The organism is Pseudomonas sp. PSPC2-3 (assembly GCF_049898265.1).
Lineage (GTDB): Bacteria > Pseudomonadota > Gammaproteobacteria > Pseudomonadales > Pseudomonadaceae > Aquipseudomonas > Aquipseudomonas veronii.
Genome location: NZ_JAFCXJ010000001.1, coordinates 249,687 through 268,107 on the forward strand (window position 1 = coordinate 249,687; position 18,421 = coordinate 268,107).

Below are 18,421 nucleotides of genomic sequence, written 5' to 3' on the forward strand. Positions count from 1 at the left end.
CCCGCCGACGCTAAGACCAAGCGGGCAGCCCAACAGGTTTAAAAACGAATGAATGCTCTAGCCCGCCGCGCCGCAGGCCTGCTGCTCAGCACAGTTTGTCTGCCCCTCTCAGCCTTGGCTGCCGACCCACAACCCACCCATGAATTCACCCTGGATAACGGCCTCAAAGTGGTCGTGCGCGAAGACCATCGCGCGCCGGTGGTGGTTTCCCAGGTCTGGTACAAAGTCGGTTCGAGCTACGAAACCCCGGGCCAGACCGGTTTGTCCCACGCCCTGGAACACATGATGTTCAAGGGCAGCGCCAAGGTCGGCCCCGGCGAAGCCTCGCTGATCCTGCGCGACCTGGGCGCCGAAGAGAACGCCTTCACCAGCGACGACTACACCGCCTACTACCAAGTGCTGGCGCGTGATCGCCTGGGCGTCGCCTTTGAGCTGGAAGCCGACCGCATGGCCAGCCTGCGCCTGCCGGCCGACGAGTTCAGCCGCGAAATCGAGGTCATCAAGGAAGAACGCCGCCTGCGCACCGACGACAACCCGATGTCCAAGGCCTTCGAGCGCTTCAAGGCCATGGCCTTCCCGGCCAGCGGCTACCACACGCCGACCATCGGCTGGATGGCCGACCTCGACCGCATGAAGGTCGAAGAACTGCGCCACTGGTACCAGTCCTGGTACGTGCCGAACAACGCCACCCTGGTGGTGGTCGGCGACGTGACCCCGGACGAGGTGAAGAACCTGGCCCAGCGCTACTTCGGCCCGATCCCCAAGCGTGACGTGCCTCCGGCGAAGATCCCGCTGGAACTGGCCGAGCCCGGTGAGCGCCTGCTGACGATGCATGTGCAGACCCAACTGCCGAGCGTGATCCTGGGCTTCAACGTGCCCGGCCTGGCCACCGCGCCAGACAAACGTTCGGTACAAGCCCTGCGCCTGATCTCGGCCCTGCTCGACGGCGGCTACAGCGCGCGCATTTCGGAACGGCTCGAACGCGGTGAAGAGCTGGTCTCCTCCGCCTCCACCAACTACGACGCCTACACCCGCGGTGACAGCCTGTTCACCCTGAGCGCCACACCGAACCAGCAGAAGAAAAAGACCATCGCACAAGCCGAAGCCGGCCTGTGGCGCCTGCTGGAAGAACTCAAAGCCAAGCCGCCGACCGCCGAGGAACTGGAGCGCATCCGCGCCCAGGTCATTGCCGGCCTGGTCTACCAGCGCGACTCGATCACCAGCCAGGCGACCGCCATCGGCTCCCTGGAAACCGTCGGCCTGTCCTGGAAACTGATGGACACCGAACTGGCCGACCTGCAAAGCGTGACCCCGGACGATATCCAGAAGGCCGCACGTACCTATTTCACCCGCGAACGTCTCAGCGTCGCCCATGTCCTGCCTGAGGAGACCGCTCATGAGTGATCGCAAAAGCAGCCGCCTGATCCTGCCCGGCCTGATCGCCGTCACCCTGATCGCGGCGAGCGCGGTGTATTTCCTGCGCCCAAGCGAATCCGTCGCCAGCCCGGCGCTGGAAAAAGCCCAGTCGACCCACACACTGCAATCCCTGGCGGAGCTGGACGGCAAGGCGCCGACCAACCGCAAGCTCGACGTGCAGACCTGGAACACCGCCGAAGGCGCCAAGGTGCTGTTCGTCGAAGCCCACGAACTGCCGATGTTCGACATGCGTATCCTGTTCGCCGCCGGCAGCAGCCAGGACGGCAACGTCCCCGGCGTGGCGCTGATGACCAACGCCATGCTCAACGAAGGCGTGCCGGGCAAGAATGTGAGCCAGATCGCCAGCGGCTTTGAAGGCCTCGGCGCGGACTTCGGCAATGGCGCTTACCGCGACATGGCGCTGGTGTCCCTGCGCGGCCTGAGCGACAGCGACAAGCGCGACGCCGCCCTGGCGCTGTTTGACCAGGTGATCGGCAAACCGACCTTCCCCGCCGACTCCCTGGCGCGCATCAAGAACCAGATCCTCGCCGGCTTTGAGTATCAGAAGCAGAACCCCGGCAAACTGGCGAGCCTGGAGCTGTTCAAGCGCCTGTACGGCGACCACCCGTATGCTCACCCGAGCGAAGGCACGGCCGAGAGCGTTCCGACAATCACCCAGGCGCAGTTGCAGGCATTCCACGCCAAGGCGTATGCCGCGGGTAACGCTGTGATTGCCGTAGTGGGCGACCTGACCCGCGCCGAGGCCGAAGCCATGACTGCCAAGGTCTCGGCCTCGCTGCCCAAAGGCCCGGCCCTGGCGAAGATCGCCCAGCCGACCGAGCCCAAGGCCGGTTTGAGCCATATCGAGTTCCCGTCCAAGCAGACGCACCTGCTGTTCGCGCAACTGGGCATCGATCGCGCCGACCCGGACTACGCCGCCCTGTCCCTGGGCAACCAGATCCTCGGCGGCGGGGGCTTCGGCACCCGCTTGATGAGTGAAGTGCGCGAGAAGCGCGGCCTGACCTACGGCGTCTACTCCGGTTTCTCGCCGATGCAAGTGCGCGGCCCGTTCATGATCAACCTGCAGACCCGCGCGGAAATGAGCGGCGGCACCCTGCGCCTGGTGGAAGACGTGCTGGCCGACTACCTCAAGACCGGCCCGACGCAAAAGGAGCTGGATGACGCCAAGCGCGAGCTGAGCGGCAGCTTCCCGCTGTCCACCGCGAGCAACGCCGATATCGTCGGGCAGCTGGGCGCCATGGGTTTCTACAACCTGCCGCTGAGCTATCTGGAAGATTTCATGAAACAATCCCAGGCCCTGACCGTAGAACAGGTCAAAGCGGCTTTGAACAAACACCTGAGCGCCGACAAGATGGTCATCGTGACCGCCGGCCCGACGACTGCGCAAAAGCCACTACCGCCCCCCACTGATAAACCTGCCGAGCAGCCGCTCGGGGTTCCGGAGCATTAATGGCCAGTTCATCTCGCCCGAAAAAACCTGTCCACAACGTGCATAACGGTGTGGGCCAACTGCGCATCATTGGCGGTGAATGGGGCAGCCGCAAGCTCAGCTTCCCCGACGTCGTGGGCCTGCGCCCAACGCCGGATCGCGTGCGTGAAACCCTGTTCAACTGGCTGGCACCCTACATCGCCGGGGCCAAGGTACTCGACCCGTTTGCCGGCAGCGGCGCGCTGTTCCTCGAGGCGCTGTCCCGTGGCGCGGCCCAGGCACAGGCGCTGGATGCCAGCAATGTGGCGGTGTCCAGCCTCAAGGAACACCTGGGCACCCTGCGTTGCACCAACGGCCAGGTGCAGACCGCCGACGCGTTGCGCTACCTGGAAACCCAGGCCGCCAGCGAATACGACGTGGTGTTCCTCGACCCGCCGTTCAACCAGAACCTGCTGCCGACCGTGTGCGCGTTGCTGGAAGAGCGCCAATGGCTGGCGCCGGACTCGTGGATCTACACTGAAAGCGAAAGCGCGCCATCCAGCCTGGGCCTGCCCGGCAGCTGGCGCCTGCACCGGGAACAAAAATCCGGGCGGGTGTATTACGCATTGTGGCAACGTTCGGTACAGCCCTCGGCCTGAACGGGCTTTTGTGGCGAGCAAGCTCGCTCGCCACAGTGAGTCCGCGTGCCACAGAGAGTGTCATGACCCCCTCTTCAGACCTGTTCAAACCCGCCTTCGGCCTCGGCAACCCTCATCTGCAAACGTTGTGGGGGCCGCTGTGGCGCCCGACCACGCACCTCGAACGCCCACGCGAACGCCTGTGGCTGGACGACGGCGACTTTCTCGACCTCGACTGGCATGGCCCCCATGACGCGCAAGCGCCGTTGGTGCTGGTACTGCATGGGTTGACCGGCTCGTCCAACTCGCCTTACGTGGCCGGCCTGCAAAAAGCCCTCGCTGCCCAGGGCTGGGCCAGTGCGGCCTTGAACTGGCGCGGATGCTCGGGCGAGCCGAACCTGTTGGCGCGCAGCTACCACTCGGGCGCCAGCGAAGACCTGGCGGCGGCGATTGCCCATCTGCGCGCCAAGCGGCCGTTGGCGCCGTTGTATGCGGTGGGTTATTCCCTGGGGGGCAACGTGCTGCTCAAGCATTTGGGCGAAACCGGCGCGAATTCGGGGCTGCAAGGCGCGACGGCGGTGTCGGTGCCGTTTCGTCTGGATCAGTGCGCCGATCGCATCGGCCTGGGCTTTTCGCGGGTGTACCAAAAGCACTTCATGCGCGAGATGGTGGCGTATATCCGCGTCAAGCAAAGCCGCTTTTTACAGGATGGTCGTGCTGAAGGGCTCAAGGCCCTGGAGGCACTCGGGTCTCTGGAGAAGATGCACACGTTCTGGGACTTCGACGGCCGGGTCACCGCGCCGCTGCATGGCTTCCTCAGTGCCGAAGACTATTACCGCCGCGCGTCGAGCCGTTACTACCTGGGCGATATCCGCACGCCGACCCTGATCATCCAGGCGGCCGATGACCCGTTTGTCTTCGCCCATAGCCTGCCCGAAGCCAGCGAGTTGTCGGATTGCACCGAGTTCGAATTGCTGGCCAAGGGTGGGCATGTGGGGTTTGTCGACGGTTCGCTGAAGCGCCCCGGTTACTACCTGGAGCGGCGGATTCCGCAATGGCTGCTGACACAACCCCGTTAAACAAGGTGGGTTTACACGCAGGACAACTCAGTCGCCCGTCGCGATTTCCCGCGTTGGATCAGTAATCCACTCGCTCCACGAGCCCGCATACAACTTGCCCAACGGGTAACCCGCCAGGCTCAGGGCGAACAGGTTATGGCACGCCGTCACGCCCGAACCGCAATACGCCACCAACTCATCCGGCGAACGGCCTTGCAACTGGGCGGCGAAGCGCTGCTTGAGCTGCTCGGCCGGCAGGAAACGCCCATCGCTGCCCAGGTTTTCGGTGAACGCCGCACATTGCGCGCCGGGAATGTGCCCGGCAATCGGGTCGATAGGCTCGACATCGCCGCGAAAGCGCGGCTGGGCGCGGGCGTCGATCAGGGTCAGGCCCGGTTGGCCCAGGCGTTTTTGCAGCTGCTTGGCATCCAGCAACAGGCGATTGTCCGGCGTGCCGACAAAGGTGCCGCGCTCGATCACCGGCGCATCCAGGCTTAACGGGAAGCCGGCCGCGTGCCAGGCCTTCAAGCCACCGTCCAGGATAAACACGCCATCACGCTTGCCCAGCCACGCCAGCGACCACCAGGTGCGGGCGGCATAAACACCAGGGCCGTCGTCGTAGAGCACCACATCGGTATCGGCATTGATGCCCCAGGCACGCAGTTGCTCGGCGAGCGTCTGCGCCTGCGGCAACGGGTGACGCCCGGTCACGCCCTTGGTCACCGGCCCACTGAGATGGCGCTCCAGGTCGGCATATTGCGCGCCTTCGATATGCCCTTCGGCGTAGCTGCACATTCCGTAGTCCGGGTCTTCCAGGGCAAAGCGGCAGTCAAGTATCACCAGAGCGCCGCGCTGTTGGCGCTCGGCCAGTTGCTGGGGGCTGATCAGTTGGGCAAGTGGCATGACAGACTCCTGTGAACAAATTCGGGAAAGATCCTACTTCACTTCTTCCAGTGCCTGGTTCAACGGCACGTAAAACTCTTTGAACAGTGCATCCACCGCCGCTTTGGCCTGCGGCGTGACAAACCCCGCTTCCAGCACCAGCACCTGATACACCCCGCGCTTGATCGCTTCGGCGCTCAGATGTGTGGATTTTTCATTGGTGGTACACAAAAACCGCACCCAGGAGGTAAGGATGATCCAGGCGTTGAGGGTCAGCGCCTCGGTTTGCACTGGGTCCATATTGAGAATGCCGGCATCGACAAACCCCCGGTAAATGGCGCCACCCTGAATCAGGCAACGCTGGGAAAAGCGCCGGTAGCCGGTGGCCAGTTCCGGGTCGCTCTCCAGCAGGTGTTCGAGGTCACGGTGCAGGAAACGGTAGCGCCACATGCCGGCCAGGACCGCCTGCAGGTAGAAGCGCTTGTCCTCCACCACCATGGTGCGACCCTGGGGCGGGCGCAGGAAACTGTCGACCAAGGCTTCGTATTCGCGAAACAGCACGGCGATGATCGCCTGCTTGTTGGGGAAGTGGTAGTACAGGTTGCCCGGCGAAATTTCCATATGGGCGGCGATATGGTTGGTGCTGACACTGCGCTCGCCCTGCTGGTTAAAAAGCTCCAGGCTGGTTTGCACAATGCGCTCGCTGGTCTTTACTCGTGGTGCCATAGGGGATCAGCTTCTGTACACGTGATCGACCATCTTACGGCCTAACCTTGCCGGGATAAATCCAGTTATGGCTGCAATGCCATTTGACAATTTAGAGCAATAACTCTAAAAATCCAGGCAGACCAATAACAATCCGGAACTGCACCATGTCTGCCAACGTTGCCTACCCGCAAGATTCCCAGACACTGGATCAACTCCAGGGCCTGTTCGACGCCCAACGCCGCGCCTATGCCGCCAACCCGATGCCGCCGGCCGCGCAACGCCAGCAATGGCTCAAGGCCTTGCGCGAAGTGCTCAGCGACGAACGCCAGGCGCTGATCGATGCGATCAGCCAGGACTTCAGCCATCGCAGCGCCGACGAAACCCTGTTCGCCGAACTGATGCCCAGCCTGCATGGCATTCACTATGCGAGCAAACACCTCAGTGGCTGGATGAAACCTTCCCGCCGCGCTGTAGGCATTGCCTTCCAGCCCGCCTCGGCCAAAGTCATCTACCAACCGCTGGGCGTGGTCGGGGTGATCGTGCCCTGGAACTACCCGCTGTACCTGGCCATCGGGCCATTGGTGGGCGCGTTGGCCGCGGGCAACCGGGTGATGCTCAAACTCAGCGAATCGACCCCGGCCACCGGCGAACTGCTCAAGACCCTGCTGGCGAAGGTCTTCCCCGAAGACCTGGTGTGCGTGGTGCTGGGCGAGGCCGACGTCGGCATGGCATTTTCCAGGCTGCGCTTCGATCATCTGCTGTTCACCGGCGCCACCAGCATCGGTAAACATGTGATGCGCGCGGCGGCCGAGCATCTGACCCCGGTCACGCTGGAACTGGGCGGCAAATCGCCGGCGATCGTTTCCGCCGATGTGCCCCTCAAGGACGCCGCCGAACGCATCGCCTTCGGCAAGGCCCTGAACGCCGGGCAAACCTGCGTGGCGCCGGACTACGTGCTGGTGCCGGAAGATCGCGTCGAGGGTTTCGTCGAGGCCTACAGCAAGGCGCTTCGCGGTTTTTACCCGACGCTGGCCAACAACCCGGACTACACCGCCATCATCAACGAACGGCAACTGGCCCGGCTCAACGCCTACGTGAAGGACGCCACCGACAAGGGCGCCACCCTGATCCCTCTGTACGACCAGGGCCAGGCACGCCGCATGGCCCACAGCCTGCTGTTGAATGTCAGCGATGAAATGACAGTGATGCAGGACGAAATCTTCGGCCCGGTGCTGCCGATCGTGCCTTATCGCGGCATCGACCAAGCCTTTGCCTACATCAATCAGCGGCCTCGCCCACTGGCCCTGTACTACTTCGGCTACAACAAGCGCGAACAGAACCGCGTACTCCACGAAACCCACTCCGGCGGCGTATGCCTGAACGACACGCTGCTGCATGTGGCCCAGGACGACATGCCTTTCGGCGGCATCGGCCCATCAGGCATGGGCCACTACCACGGTCATGAAGGGTTCCTCACGTTCAGCAAGGCCAAGGGCGTGCTGGTCAAGCAGCGCCTGAACGCCGCGAAGTTGATCTACCCGCCCTACGGCAAATCGATCCAGAAGCTGATCCAGAAGCTGTTTATCCGCTGATACCGCCACCCTCGGGATAACCATAACAATGAACCCAAGCCTGACTGATTCACCCGCGCTGTCGCGGCGCGGCGTCCTGAAAATCGGCCTGTGCGCCAGCGCCTTCCTGGCTACCGCAGGGCTGGGTGCCAGCCTCAGCGGTTGCTCCAGCAGCACTCCGGCCAGCGGCTTTGCCCTGTTGCGCAGCAGCGACTTGCCGTTTCTGCGCGCGGTGATCCCGGTGCTGCTGGAAGGCGTGGCCAGCGCCCAGGAAGTTGCCAGCGGGATTGAAGACACCCTGAAAAAACTCGACTACAGCCTGCAGCACCTGTCGCCGGAGATGTTCAAGCTGACCCAGCAACTGTTCGACGTGCTGGGCATGGGCATCACCCGCGGCCCACTGACCGGGATCTGGGGCAGTTGGGAAAACGCCAGTGGCGAACAGATCCGCAACTTCCTGCACCGCTGGGAAAACAGCTACCTGAACCTGCTGCGCATGGGCCAGGGTTCGTTGCTCAAGCTGGTGATCATGGCCTGGTACTTCCGGCCGGCGTCGTGGGCACATTGCGGCTACCCCGGGCCGCCGAAGATCTGATTCGCATCCCCCCAATAAAAACAAGAGACGACCCCGATGCCTGTACCCGATCTGTTCCGCGACGGCCTGGCCCGCGGCTGGAAAACCCACAATGGCGCCGCCCTCGACCGCGACCTGACGCTGGAAGCCGACGTAGCGATCATCGGCAGCGGTGCCGGCGGCGGCACCACTGCCGAAATCCTCAGCGCCGCCGGCTACAAAGTGCTGCTGATCGAAGAAGGCCCGCTCAAGACCAGCAGCGATTTCAAGCTGCTCGAAGACGAGGCCTACGCCAGCCTGTATCAAGAAGGCATCGGCCGCATGAGCAAGGACGGCGCCATCACCATCCTGCAAGGCCGGGCCGTGGGCGGCACCACGCTGATCAACTGGACCTCCAGCTTCCGCACCCCGGACGCCACCCTCAGCCACTGGGCCAGCGAATATGCGGTCAAGGGCCACAGCAGCGCGGACATGGCGCCATGGTTCGAAAAAATGGAACAGCGCCTGGGCATCGCTCCCTGGGCCATGCCGCCCAACGCCAACAACGACGTGATCCGCAAAGGCTGCGAACAGTTGGGCTACAGCTGGCATGTGATCCCGCGCAACGTGCGCGGCTGCTTCAACCTGGGTTATTGCGGCATGGGTTGCCCGGTCAACGCCAAGCAGTCGATGCTGGTGACCACCATCCCCTCCACCCTGGAGAAAGGCGGCGAGCTGCTGTACCTGGCCCGCGCCGAACGCCTGGTCTACAGCGGCGACCGCATCAATAGCCTGGAATGCGTGGCCATGGACGAACGCTGCGTGGCGCCGACTGGACGCAAGATCACGGTCAAGGCCAGGCATTACGTGCTGGCCGGCGGCGGCATCAACAGCCCGGCGCTGCTGATGCGCTCGGCCGCCCCCGACCCGCATTCGCGGCTGGGCAAGCGCACCTTTTTGCATTTGGTGAACTTCTCCGCGGCGCTGTTCGACGAGGTGATCAACCCGTTCTATGGCGCGCCGCAGTCGATCTATTCCGATCACTTCCAATGGCTGGACGGCACCACCGGCAGAATGTCGTACAAGCTCGAAGCGCCGCCGCTGCACCCGGCGCTGGCCAGTACGCTGCTCGGCGGCTACGGCACCCAGAACGCCCTGGACATGAGCCAATTGCCACATACCCACGCAATGCTCGCCTTGCTGCGCGACGGCTTCCACCCCGACAGCCCCGGCGGCAGCGTGGAACTGCGCGGCGACGGCACACCGGTGCTCGATTACCAGGTGTCGCCTTACGCCTGGGACGGCCTGCGCCGCGCGTTCCACAGCATGGCCGAGATCCAGTTCGCGGCGGGCGCCAAGTCGGTCAAGCCGCTGCATCACGATGCGCGCTACGTGAAGACCCTGGCCGAAGCACGCAGCCTGATCGACGGCCTCAACCTGGAATTGCACCGCACCTGCCTGGGCAGCGCCCACGTGATGGGCGGCTGCGCCATGGGCGAAGAGCCGAAAAATGCGGTGGCCGACAGCCTCGGTCGCCATCACCAACTGCGCAACCTGTCGATCCACGATGGTTCGCTGTTCCCCACCAGCATTGGCGCCAACCCGCAGTTGTCGGTGTACGGATTGACCGCGCAACTGGCGAGCGCATTGGCCGAACGTCTGAAAACGGCATGAAAAAACAGGGTATTTCGCGGGTCTATCTGCATAAGTCGACTTGGCCGACCGGGACGGCTGCGATACCATCCGGTTCCCCAACGGACTCCGCCAGGACGACGCGATGAACCGAGTGTTGTACCCAGGTACCTTCGACCCGATTACCAAAGGCCATGGCGATCTGGTCGAACGCGCCTCGCGCTTGTTCGACCATGTGATCATCGCGGTCGCTGCCAGCCCCAAGAAAAACCCGCTGTTTCCCCTGGAACAGCGCGTGGAGCTGGCGCGCGAGGTCACCAAGCACCTGCCCAACGTCGAAGTGGTGGGTTTCTCGACGCTGCTGGCACATTTCGCCAAAGAGCAGAACGCCAATGTGTTCCTGCGCGGCCTGCGCGCGGTATCGGACTTCGAATACGAATTCCAGTTGGCCAACATGAACCGCCAACTGGCGCCGGACGTGGAAAGCCTGTTCCTCACGCCGTCGGAACGTTATTCGTTCATTTCCTCGACGTTGGTCCGTGAAATCGCGGCCCTGGGCGGGGATATCACCAAGTTCGTGCATCCGGCCGTGGCTGATGCGCTGACCCTGCGCTTCAAGAAGTAAGACCGCTCACTCGGCGCCCGCTCGCACTGCGGGCGCCAATGCGGCACAATTGCGCGCATTAGTTTTCCAGATGCCTTGGCTGACTGCCCTGGCAGGAGTTTCCATGTCCTTGATCATCACCGACGATTGCATCAACTGCGACGTCTGCGAACCCGAGTGCCCGAACGCCGCGATTTCCCAAGGCGAAGAGATCTACGTGATCGACCCCAACCTCTGCACCCAGTGCGTCGGCCACTACGACGAACCGCAGTGCCAGCAGGTGTGCCCGGTGGATTGCATTCCACTGGATGAAGCCCATCCGGAGACTGAAGAACAGTTGATGGAGAAGTACCGGAAGATTACCGGTAAGGCTTGAGCCTGGTGGCGTCTGTGAAGGCCTCATCGGGGGCAAGCCCCCTCCCACACTTGAATGTATTCACACATCAAAATGTGGGAGGGGGCTTGCCCCCGATGGCGATATCAGCCTTCACACAACAGTCAGCTCTGGCACTTAGGGCAAAACACACTCGCCCGCTGCCCCAGCACCACATTGCGCAACTCGCTCCCGCAGACCTTGCACGCCTCGCCGCCCCGGCCGTAGACGAACAGTTCCTGCTGGAAATACCCCGGCTGCCCATCGCCGCCGATAAAGTCGCGCAAGGTGGTGCCGCCGCGCTCGATGGCGGCCGCCAGAATGCGCTTGATCTCGATCGCCAGCTTCAAATAGCGCCCGCGTGAAATGCCACCGGCCTCGCGGCGCGGATCGATCCCCGCCGCGAACAGCGCTTCGGTCGCGTAGATATTGCCCACGCCCACCACCACCGCGTTGTCCATGATGAACGGTTTGACCGCCATCGAACGCCCACGGGACAGTTTGAACAGGCGTTCGCCATCGAACAGGTCGGTCAACGGCTCCGGCCCCAGGCGAATCAGCAGTTCGTGGTTATGCGGGTCCTGGCTCCAGAGCATCGCGCCAAAACGCCGAGGGTCGGTGTAGCGCAGGGCCAGGCCCGACTCCAGCTCGATGTCCACATGCTCATGCTTGGCCGCCGGCAGGCCGACTTCCACCAGGCGCAGGTTGCCCGACATGCCCAGGTGGCTGATCAGGGTGCCCACTTCGGCGTTGATCAACAGGTACTTGGCCCGCCGCTCCACCAGCACGATGCGCTGCCCGGACAGGCGTACATCGAGGTCTTCCGGGATCGGCCAGCGCAGGCGTCGCTCGCGCACCACGACGCGGCTGACCCGCTGGCCTTCCAGGTGCGGCGCAATCCCGCGCCGAGTGGTTTCGACTTCTGGTAACTCGGGCATGTGTGCCTCGTGAGGTAAGGGTCAGTGCGCGCCCAGTTCGCGGATCGACAACTTCATGCTTTCGAAGTCGTAGTCCGACAGGCCCACGTAGTCCAGCACCAGATGGCCAATCGCGTCCCACTCATAGTCGACCGGCTGGTTGCCCAACACCCGGTACGACGCGCAGATGTGCTCGGCCATTTTCAGGATCGCCAGCAGGTTCTTGAGCTGCGGATTGCGCGGCGACTCATCGCTGAAGATCGCCAGGGCGTTGTGATGGTTGGCAATGGCGTCGGTCACATGCTCCGGCAGGCGCCAGGACTTGGCGGTGTAATAGCCGACCACCGCATGGTTGGTGTTGAACGCATTGTTTTCGGTGTCGACCACTCGGCAGTCGGCACCGGCATTGGCGTAGGACTCTTCGAGCACCACCATGTAATTGGGGAAGCGCTTGAGCATCAGCGGCACGCCGCAATCGTGGAACAGCCCCAGGGCATAGGCTTCGTCCACCGCCTGGGCGCCAGTGCGCTTGGCCAGGGTGAGGCAGGTCATGGCCACGTCCTGGGCGGTGTCCCAGAAACGGTTGAGGGTGACGATGGTGTCGTCGCTCATCTCGCCCTTGATCGACAGGGCGTTGATCAGGTTGATGATCGAACGGCTACCCAGCAGGTTAACGGCGCGCTGGATCGAGGCGATCTTGTTGCTCAGGCCGTAATACGACGAGTTGACGATCTTCAGCAGCGCGCCGGACAGGCCCGGGTCCTGGGAAATCAACCGCGCGATCACTTCCAGGTCCGGGTCGGGCATGTACTGTTCCATCTGCAAATCCACCATGATTTGCGGCTGAGGCGGCACACTGATGCCTTGCAGGGCCTGCTGGATCTGTTCGGCGGAAAGCTCTTGGGACATAAGTACACACTCTGGGCGAGAGGGGGATTCTAACCCCGATGGGAAGCTGACCGACACCTCAAAAAACCAAATGGCACTCCTATCAAATGGACGCCACAGCACGCGCCCCCCCTGCAACCCATCAGGCCAAGCCACGAAATGTAATGCAACACGGTATACTCCCGCTCTTTTTTCCGGAGCGACGTCATGTCCCTGCCAAGCCTGCGTCTCAAAGCCAACGCCGATCGTCGTTTGCGCAACGGCCACCTGTGGGTCTACAGCAACGAAATCGACGTGGCCGCCACCCCACTTCACGGCTTCCAGGCGGGCGACCAGGCCATCCTCGAAGCGGCCGGCGGCAAGACCCTGGGCATCGTGGCCATGAGCCCGAACAACCTGATCTGCGCGCGCCTGCTGTCGCGTGACATCAAGTTGCCTTTGGACAAGTCGCTGCTGGTACACCGCCTGAACGTCGCCCTGTCCCTGCGCGACCGCCTGTTCGACAAGCCGTTCTACCGCCTGGTCTACGGCGATTCCGACCTGCTGCCGGGCCTGGTGGTCGACCGTTTCGGCGACATCCTGGTGGTACAGATCGCCTCGGCGACCATGGAAGCGCATAAAGAAGACGTGATCGCCGCCCTGACCCAAGTGCTCAAGCCGAGCGGCATCCTGTTCAAGAACGACTCCGCCGCGCGCGACGCCGAAGGCCTCAACCGTTACGTCGAAACCGTGTTCGGCCTGGTGCCGGAGTGGGTCGCGCTGGAAGAAAACGGCGTGAAATTCGAAGCCCCGGTGATCCAGGGCCAGAAAACCGGCTGGTTCTACGACCACCGCATGAACCGCGCACGCCTGGCCCCGTATGCCAAAGGCAAGCGCGTCCTCGACCTGTACAGCTACATCGGCGGCTGGGGCGTGCAAGCCGCGACCTTCGGCGCCACTGAAGTGTTCTGCGTCGACGCCTCGGCCTTCGCCCTCGACGGCGTCGAGCGCAACGCCGCGCTGAACGGCGTCGCCGAGAAAATGACCTGCATCGAAGGCGACGTCTTCGAAGCCCTCAAAGAGCTGAAAGCCAGCGAAGAACGCTTCGACGTGATCGTCGCCGACCCACCGGCCTTCATCAAACGCAAAAAAGACATGAAGAACGGCGAAGGCGCCTACCGCCGCCTCAACGAGCAAGCCATGCGCCTGCTCAGCAAGGACGGCATCCTGGTCAGCGCCTCGTGCTCGATGCACCTGCCGGAAGACGACCTGCAGAACATCCTGCTGACCAGCGCCCGCCACCTGGACCGCAACATCCAGATGCTCGAACGCGGCGGCCAGGGCCCGGATCACCCGGTGCATCCGGCGATTGTTGAGACGCGCTACATCAAGAGCATCACCTGCCGGTTGCTGCCAAATAGCTAAAGACCAAAACCGTCCCCCTGTAGGAGCGAGCTTGCTCGCGAAAAACGCATAGACGACGCGGGCTACCTGATAGCGCTGCGTTATCGTTGACGTGCTTCGCGAGCAAGCTCGCTCCTACAAGGGGGAAGAGGTCACAACCAGATGGCGTCCCATAGCGGGTACTGGCCGATATGCTTGACCAGCCCTGCACGCAAGGGATTGGCCACGATATAGCGGGCCATTGCTTTTAAATCTTCCTCCCGACGCAGTGCGCGGTCGAAGTAACCTTTTTGCCATAGGGTCCCGAACGAACACCTGGCCTGGTTGATGGCACGGGCACTTCGCGACTTGGTGATTCGCATCAGCCTTGGCAAGTCGCCGTTATGCAACTCGACCAGCCAATGGAAATGGTCAGGCATGACCACCCAGGCCAGCGAAGTCGCCTCACCCTCGTCCTGAGCCTGCCTGAACTCACTGACAAGCAGGCGGCCGATGCGCCAGTCCTGAAAGACCGATTGTCGTTGATGGGTAACCGCAGTGATCAGGTAAATACGGCCCGACTCCGAACAGCGCCCGATGCGCAGCCGATGTGCACGTTGCTGGGTGGACATTCCTTCGTCCTCTTCTGTGAGTGAAAGAGAAACGGTAGGCGCAGCGACGTCAACCGGCCTCTAAACAGTGGTTCTGAATATGTCCCTCCCCTGTAGGAGCGAGCTTGCTCGCGAAAAGCGTCAACGATAACGCCGTACTCTCAGGAGGCCCGTGTCGCCTGTTCGTTTTTCGCGAGCAAGCTCGCTCCTACATCAGATTGGTTGATCCGGGCGTGCGTCGCCACGGCGCTTTTCGCCATTCCCTCCAGCCGCCAGCGGTGTAGAATCGGCCTATTCATCGCCAGTCATCCCCCGGCGGGTTTATGAGCTCGAGGCCAAAACGCACGGCGATCCCGTAACGTTTGCGGCAACGTCCGGACACCAGTGCCATTTTTCGGGTGTTCCAGACGTCCATAGAAGCTCACTCCCCTTAGCACCTGATTAGTTTTGATTAGCCGCCCGGAGGGCTCAAATGCCAGATTACCGCTCGAAAACATCCACCCATGGCCGCAACATGGCCGGCGCCCGCGCACTGTGGCGTGCCACGGGGATGAAAGATGACGACTTCAAGAAGCCGATCATCGCGATTGCCAACTCGTTCACCCAGTTCGTCCCCGGCCACGTCCACCTCAAGGACCTGGGCCAACTGGTCGCCCGCGAGATCGAACGCGCCGGCGGTGTCGCCAAGGAATTCAACACCATCGCCGTGGACGACGGCATCGCCATGGGCCATGACGGCATGCTGTATTCCCTGCCGAGCCGCGAGATCATCGCCGACTCCGTGGAGTACATGGTCAACGCCCACTGCGCCGACGCCATCGTGTGCATCTCGAACTGCGACAAGATCACCCCCGGCATGCTGATGGCCGCCCTGCGCCTGAACGTCCCGGTGATCTTCGTCTCCGGCGGCCCGATGGAAGCCGGCAAGACCAAACTCGCCTCCCACGGCCTCGACCTGGTCGATGCCATGGTCATCGCCGCCGATTCCAGCGCTTCTGACGAGAAGGTCGCGGAATACGAGCGCAGCGCCTGCCCGACCTGCGGTTCGTGCTCCGGCATGTTCACCGCCAACTCGATGAACTGCCTGGTGGAAGCCCTGGGCCTGGCCTTGCCGGGCAACGGTTCCACGCTGGCCACCCACAGCGACCGCGAGCAACTGTTCCTGCAGGCCGGCCGCACCATCGTCGAGCTGTGCAAGCGCTACTACGGCGAGAACGATGAGTCGGTGTTGCCGCGCAACATCGCCAACTTCAAGGCGTTCGAAAACGCCATGACCCTGGACATCGCCATGGGCGGTTCCACCAACACCATCCTGCACTTGCTGGCCGCGGCCCAGGAAGCCGAGATCGATTTCGACCTGCGCGACATCGACCGCCTGTCCCGCCACGTGCCGCAACTGTGCAAAGTCGCGCCGAACATCCAGAAGTACCACATGGAAGACGTGCACCGCGCCGGCGGGATCTTCTCGATCTTAGGTTCCCTGGCGCGCGGCGGCCTGCTGCACACCGACCTGCCGACCGTACACAGCAAGTCCCTCGCCGAAGGCATCGCCAAGTGGGACATCACCCAGACTGACGACGAAGCCGTACACACCTTCTTCAAGGCCGGCCCGGCGGGCATCCCGACCCAGACCGCGTTCAGCCAGTCGACCCGTTGGGACACCCTCGACGCCGACCGTGAAAACGGCTGCATCCGCAGTGTCGAGCACGCCTATTCGAAAGAAGGCGGCCTGGCCGTGCTGTACGGCAACATCGCCCTCGACGGCTGCGTGGTGAAAACCGCCGGTGTGGATGAGTCGATCCACGTGTTCGAAGGTCGCGCCAAGATCTACGAAAGCCAGGACAGCTCGGTACGCGGCATCCTCGCCGACGAAGTCAAAGAAGGCGACATCGTGATCATCCGCTACGAAGGCCCGAAAGGCGGCCCGGGTATGCAGGAGATGCTCTACCCAACTTCGTACCTGAAATCCAAAGGCCTGGGCAAAGCCTGCGCGCTGTTGACCGACGGCCGTTTCTCCGGCGGCACCTCGGGCCTGTCCATCGGCCATGCTTCGCCTGAAGCCGCTGCCGGCGGCGCGATTGGCCTGGTACAGGACGGCGACAAGGTACTGATCGACATTCCGAACCGCTCGATCAACCTGTTGATCAGCGACGAAGAACTGGCCGCGCGCCGGGTCGAGCAGGACAAGAAGGGCTGGAAGCCGGTGGAGAAGCGTCCACGCAAGGTGACTACTGCGTTGAAGGCTTATGCGTTGCTGGCGACCAGTGCCGACAAGGGTGCCGTGCGTAACAAGGCAATGCTGGACGGGCTGTAAGGCCTAATCCTGCGCATAAAAAAGCCCCGCCCAGTGCGGGGCTTTTTGTTAAAGGTTTACTGCCCAGCCAAGCGGGTTTGCAAATAACGATAAAGCCCGGCCGCACTCTTTCGATAGCCTTGCTCGTTCAGGTGAACCAGATCGTTCTGAGCAAGGTGGTCGGCCTGCCAAGCCTCAATCGAACAGGGGCCTCCCATATACGCTTGCCAGTCCCAGAACAGAGCCCCCGCGCGTAAGGCGGCCTGCCGTTGGATCTGGATGACCCGAGACAGATTTTTCGGCTGACGCTCTTCGCACGCCATGCCGGACCGCTGCTTTATCGAGTCTGCCGGCCCGACCAACAAAAGCACGGTGGCGGGTAATGTGCGGCGCAAGAACGCGAGCTTTTCAAGCAACTCATCGTGATAACGCCTCGGATCCAGATCGTCATCGAACGCTTCGTTACCGCCATACGCCAGCACCAGCAGGTCGGGATGCAGCGCGTTCAACGTATGCTCCCATCCGGCCTGCCACGAATCGACCGAATTCAGGGTTGCACCGTTGATACCCAGTGCCGAGTAAGTCACTCCAGTCTGTTGCTGTGACTCGATATTCCAGCCGCCGAGCGCAACCCCCCGTTCACTGATGATCGCCAGGTCCAATGGCAGGGCCAGATTTTCGAGCGCCCGACTGAACCGCCATTGCCCGGAAGTCGACAACAATGGCACCGCCATGTGACGAATGCCGTCATCCGCCACCAAACCGCTGTCAACATCAGCTCGGTACAGCGCAGAAACCCGGTAGCGCATTTCATGGGGTTCTCGCACACCAATCCTGACGTGGGCGTTGGGCGCCACGGGCAACGCCAGATAACCACCGAGCGGGAATTCATCGCTGTGCTGATAACGGCTTGAAATCAGGCGCCATTGGTCACTATCAGCCGCCAGTACCACTTGATCGTAACGGGTGCCTGGGACCGGTGTAGCCGCGACGAAACCTATTCCGCCCTCACCATATTGCAGTTGGAACAAACGGCGCATTTCACCGGAAAACCAATCAGCCGCCGTATGGGAGTCGCCCAACTGCACGATATTGACGGAACTACCGTGCGAAACCTTGAGCTTGTCGGCCAACGTCACTAAACCAGAAACAGGCACTGCTTGCGGTTCTGCCGCCAAGGCCCGAATCGAGAACAGCGCACTGCATCCGCCTGACACCGCCAGCAACACCATCGAGCGACATAGCCATAGCCACATGTTGCAGTCCCCTGACCATCCCGATAGTTGACTATAGCCGTCGCTCAGCGGCACAGGCCCGATAAAAATCCGCGCCGTGCGGGGCATTTTTTTGCCTGGAGAAAACCTCCAACACACGGGGGATCAACAGGTGGGAGGGGGGGGTGGGCCCCAAAAGGGGGGGGGGGGAAAAAAACAAAAAAGGGGAACGCCCCCCCCCCCAAAAAACCCCGAAAACCCACGGGTAATGT

17 protein-coding genes are annotated in these 18,421 nt (G+C 62.5%); 11 read left to right on the plus strand and 6 right to left on the minus strand.

Features of this window, described 5'->3' with window-relative positions:
- Positions 1-48 precede the first annotated feature (48 nt).
- The 4 genes from ACP7E3_RS01160 to ACP7E3_RS01175 all read left to right on the plus strand — a co-directional run bounded on the left by ACP7E3_RS01160 (position 49) and on the right by ACP7E3_RS01175 (position 4,562).
- Entirely contained in the window at positions 49-1,404 is a 1,356-nt protein-coding gene (locus tag ACP7E3_RS01160) for a M16 family metallopeptidase (protein ID WP_169863664.1), read from the plus strand.
- Positions 1,397-2,887: a M16 family metallopeptidase gene (locus tag ACP7E3_RS01165; RefSeq protein ID WP_046381751.1), complete on the plus strand. Its 1,491-nt coding sequence runs from the start codon at positions 1,397-1,399 to the stop codon at positions 2,885-2,887. The genes ACP7E3_RS01160 and ACP7E3_RS01165 overlap by 8 nt, the downstream gene beginning before the upstream one ends.
- Positions 2,887-3,504 (plus strand): 16S rRNA (guanine(966)-N(2))-methyltransferase RsmD, encoded by a 618-nt coding sequence (gene rsmD / locus ACP7E3_RS01170; RefSeq protein WP_017845026.1) that lies wholly within the window; start codon positions 2,887-2,889, stop codon positions 3,502-3,504. Before ACP7E3_RS01165 ends, rsmD begins: the two co-directional genes overlap by 1 nt.
- A gap of 62 nt (positions 3,505-3,566) precedes the next feature.
- Positions 3,567-4,562 (plus strand): hydrolase, encoded by a 996-nt coding sequence (locus tag ACP7E3_RS01175; RefSeq protein ID WP_177031837.1) that lies wholly within the window; start codon positions 3,567-3,569, stop codon positions 4,560-4,562.
- Positions 4,563-4,589: 27 nt separating this feature from the next.
- Here the strand turns inward: ACP7E3_RS01175 and ACP7E3_RS01180 are convergent, their stop codons facing one another.
- Together ACP7E3_RS01180 and ACP7E3_RS01185 are read right to left on the minus strand one after the other, a co-directional pair.
- Positions 4,590-5,444, minus strand: coding sequence for a sulfurtransferase (locus ACP7E3_RS01180; RefSeq protein WP_017845028.1), 855 nt, complete (start codon positions 5,442-5,444; stop codon positions 4,590-4,592).
- A 33-nt stretch (positions 5,445-5,477) separates the two neighbouring features.
- A complete protein-coding gene (locus tag ACP7E3_RS01185; protein ID WP_017845029.1) occupies positions 5,478-6,149 on the minus strand; it encodes a TetR/AcrR family transcriptional regulator in 672 nt (223 codons plus the stop codon).
- Between the two features lie 146 nt (positions 6,150-6,295).
- Between ACP7E3_RS01185 and ACP7E3_RS01190 the strand changes: the two genes are divergently transcribed.
- From ACP7E3_RS01190 to ACP7E3_RS01210, 5 genes are all read left to right on the plus strand, one after another.
- Positions 6,296-7,723, plus strand: coding sequence for a coniferyl aldehyde dehydrogenase (locus ACP7E3_RS01190; protein ID WP_057003959.1), 1,428 nt, complete (start codon positions 6,296-6,298; stop codon positions 7,721-7,723).
- Between the two features lie 28 nt (positions 7,724-7,751).
- Positions 7,752-8,297, plus strand: coding sequence for a hypothetical protein (locus tag ACP7E3_RS01195; RefSeq protein ID WP_017845031.1), 546 nt, complete (start codon positions 7,752-7,754; stop codon positions 8,295-8,297).
- Positions 8,298-8,333: 36 nt separating this feature from the next.
- Positions 8,334-9,929: a GMC family oxidoreductase gene (locus ACP7E3_RS01200; protein WP_046381747.1), complete on the plus strand. Its 1,596-nt coding sequence runs from the start codon at positions 8,334-8,336 to the stop codon at positions 9,927-9,929.
- Positions 9,930-10,032: 103 nt separating this feature from the next.
- Positions 10,033-10,512, plus strand: a complete 480-nt coding sequence (gene coaD, locus ACP7E3_RS01205) for a pantetheine-phosphate adenylyltransferase (RefSeq protein WP_003176711.1) — start codon at positions 10,033-10,035, stop codon at positions 10,510-10,512.
- A 103-nt stretch (positions 10,513-10,615) separates the two neighbouring features.
- Complete coding sequence (locus ACP7E3_RS01210; protein WP_003195146.1) at positions 10,616-10,867, plus strand: YfhL family 4Fe-4S dicluster ferredoxin; 252 nt, start codon at positions 10,616-10,618, stop codon at positions 10,865-10,867.
- A gap of 122 nt (positions 10,868-10,989) precedes the next feature.
- On the opposite strand, the gene mutM is transcribed toward ACP7E3_RS01210, so the two are convergent.
- Both mutM and ACP7E3_RS01220 read right to left on the minus strand, forming a co-directional pair.
- The gene (gene mutM, locus ACP7E3_RS01215; protein WP_017845033.1) at positions 10,990-11,802 is read right to left on the minus strand and encodes a bifunctional DNA-formamidopyrimidine glycosylase/DNA-(apurinic or apyrimidinic site) lyase; all 813 of its coding nucleotides are present in this window, start codon (positions 11,800-11,802) and stop codon (positions 10,990-10,992) included.
- A 21-nt stretch (positions 11,803-11,823) separates the two neighbouring features.
- Positions 11,824-12,636, minus strand: coding sequence for an HDOD domain-containing protein (locus ACP7E3_RS01220; RefSeq protein WP_169850532.1), 813 nt, complete (start codon positions 12,634-12,636; stop codon positions 11,824-11,826).
- 240 nt (positions 12,637-12,876) lie between these two features.
- Between ACP7E3_RS01220 and ACP7E3_RS01225 the strand changes: the two genes are divergently transcribed.
- On the plus strand, positions 12,877-14,073 hold the full coding sequence (locus tag ACP7E3_RS01225; RefSeq protein WP_426122121.1) for a class I SAM-dependent rRNA methyltransferase: 1,197 nt from the start codon (positions 12,877-12,879) through the stop codon (positions 14,071-14,073).
- A 131-nt stretch (positions 14,074-14,204) separates the two neighbouring features.
- Here the strand turns inward: ACP7E3_RS01225 and ACP7E3_RS01230 are convergent, their stop codons facing one another.
- Positions 14,205-14,663, minus strand: a complete 459-nt coding sequence (locus tag ACP7E3_RS01230) for an REP-associated tyrosine transposase (protein WP_046381744.1) — start codon at positions 14,661-14,663, stop codon at positions 14,205-14,207.
- 451 nt (positions 14,664-15,114) lie between these two features.
- On the opposite strand from ACP7E3_RS01230, the gene ilvD reads away from it, so the two are divergent.
- Positions 15,115-16,956, plus strand: coding sequence for a dihydroxy-acid dehydratase (gene ilvD / locus ACP7E3_RS01235; RefSeq protein ID WP_057003962.1), 1,842 nt, complete (start codon positions 15,115-15,117; stop codon positions 16,954-16,956).
- A gap of 56 nt (positions 16,957-17,012) precedes the next feature.
- Here the strand turns inward: ilvD and ACP7E3_RS01240 are convergent, their stop codons facing one another.
- On the minus strand, positions 17,013-18,191 hold the full coding sequence (locus ACP7E3_RS01240) for a GDSL-type esterase/lipase family protein (RefSeq protein WP_057004027.1): 1,179 nt from the start codon (positions 18,189-18,191) through the stop codon (positions 17,013-17,015).
- Positions 18,192-18,421: the final 230 nt, after the last annotated feature.

Bases quoted from the DNA above. Each gene is read 5' to 3' on its own strand.
- ACP7E3_RS01160 (WP_169863664.1), top strand. From the start codon at position 49: ATGAATGCTCTAGCCCGCCGCGCCGCAGGCCTGCTGCTCAGCACAGTT.
- ACP7E3_RS01165 (WP_046381751.1), top strand. From the start codon at position 1,397: ATGAGTGATCGCAAAAGCAGCCGCCTGATCCTGCCCGGCCTGATCGCC.
- rsmD (WP_017845026.1), top strand. From the start codon at position 2,887: ATGGCCAGTTCATCTCGCCCGAAAAAACCTGTCCACAACGTGCATAAC.
- ACP7E3_RS01175 (WP_177031837.1), top strand. From the start codon at position 3,567: ATGACCCCCTCTTCAGACCTGTTCAAACCCGCCTTCGGCCTCGGCAAC.
- ACP7E3_RS01180 (WP_017845028.1), bottom strand. From the start codon at position 5,444: ATGCCACTTGCCCAACTGATCAGCCCCCAGCAACTGGCCGAGCGCCAA.
- ACP7E3_RS01185 (WP_017845029.1), bottom strand. From the start codon at position 6,149: ATGGCACCACGAGTAAAGACCAGCGAGCGCATTGTGCAAACCAGCCTG.
- ACP7E3_RS01190 (WP_057003959.1), top strand. From the start codon at position 6,296: ATGTCTGCCAACGTTGCCTACCCGCAAGATTCCCAGACACTGGATCAA.
- ACP7E3_RS01195 (WP_017845031.1), top strand. From the start codon at position 7,752: ATGAACCCAAGCCTGACTGATTCACCCGCGCTGTCGCGGCGCGGCGTC.
- ACP7E3_RS01200 (WP_046381747.1), top strand. From the start codon at position 8,334: ATGCCTGTACCCGATCTGTTCCGCGACGGCCTGGCCCGCGGCTGGAAA.
- coaD (WP_003176711.1), top strand. From the start codon at position 10,033: ATGAACCGAGTGTTGTACCCAGGTACCTTCGACCCGATTACCAAAGGC.
- ACP7E3_RS01210 (WP_003195146.1), top strand. From the start codon at position 10,616: ATGTCCTTGATCATCACCGACGATTGCATCAACTGCGACGTCTGCGAA.
- mutM (WP_017845033.1), bottom strand. From the start codon at position 11,802: ATGCCCGAGTTACCAGAAGTCGAAACCACTCGGCGCGGGATTGCGCCG.
- ACP7E3_RS01225 (WP_426122121.1), top strand. From the start codon at position 12,877: ATGTCCCTGCCAAGCCTGCGTCTCAAAGCCAACGCCGATCGTCGTTTG.
- ACP7E3_RS01230 (WP_046381744.1), bottom strand. From the start codon at position 14,663: ATGTCCACCCAGCAACGTGCACATCGGCTGCGCATCGGGCGCTGTTCG.
- ilvD (WP_057003962.1), top strand. From the start codon at position 15,115: ATGCCAGATTACCGCTCGAAAACATCCACCCATGGCCGCAACATGGCC.
- ACP7E3_RS01240 (WP_057004027.1), bottom strand. From the start codon at position 18,191: ATGTGGCTATGGCTATGTCGCTCGATGGTGTTGCTGGCGGTGTCAGGC.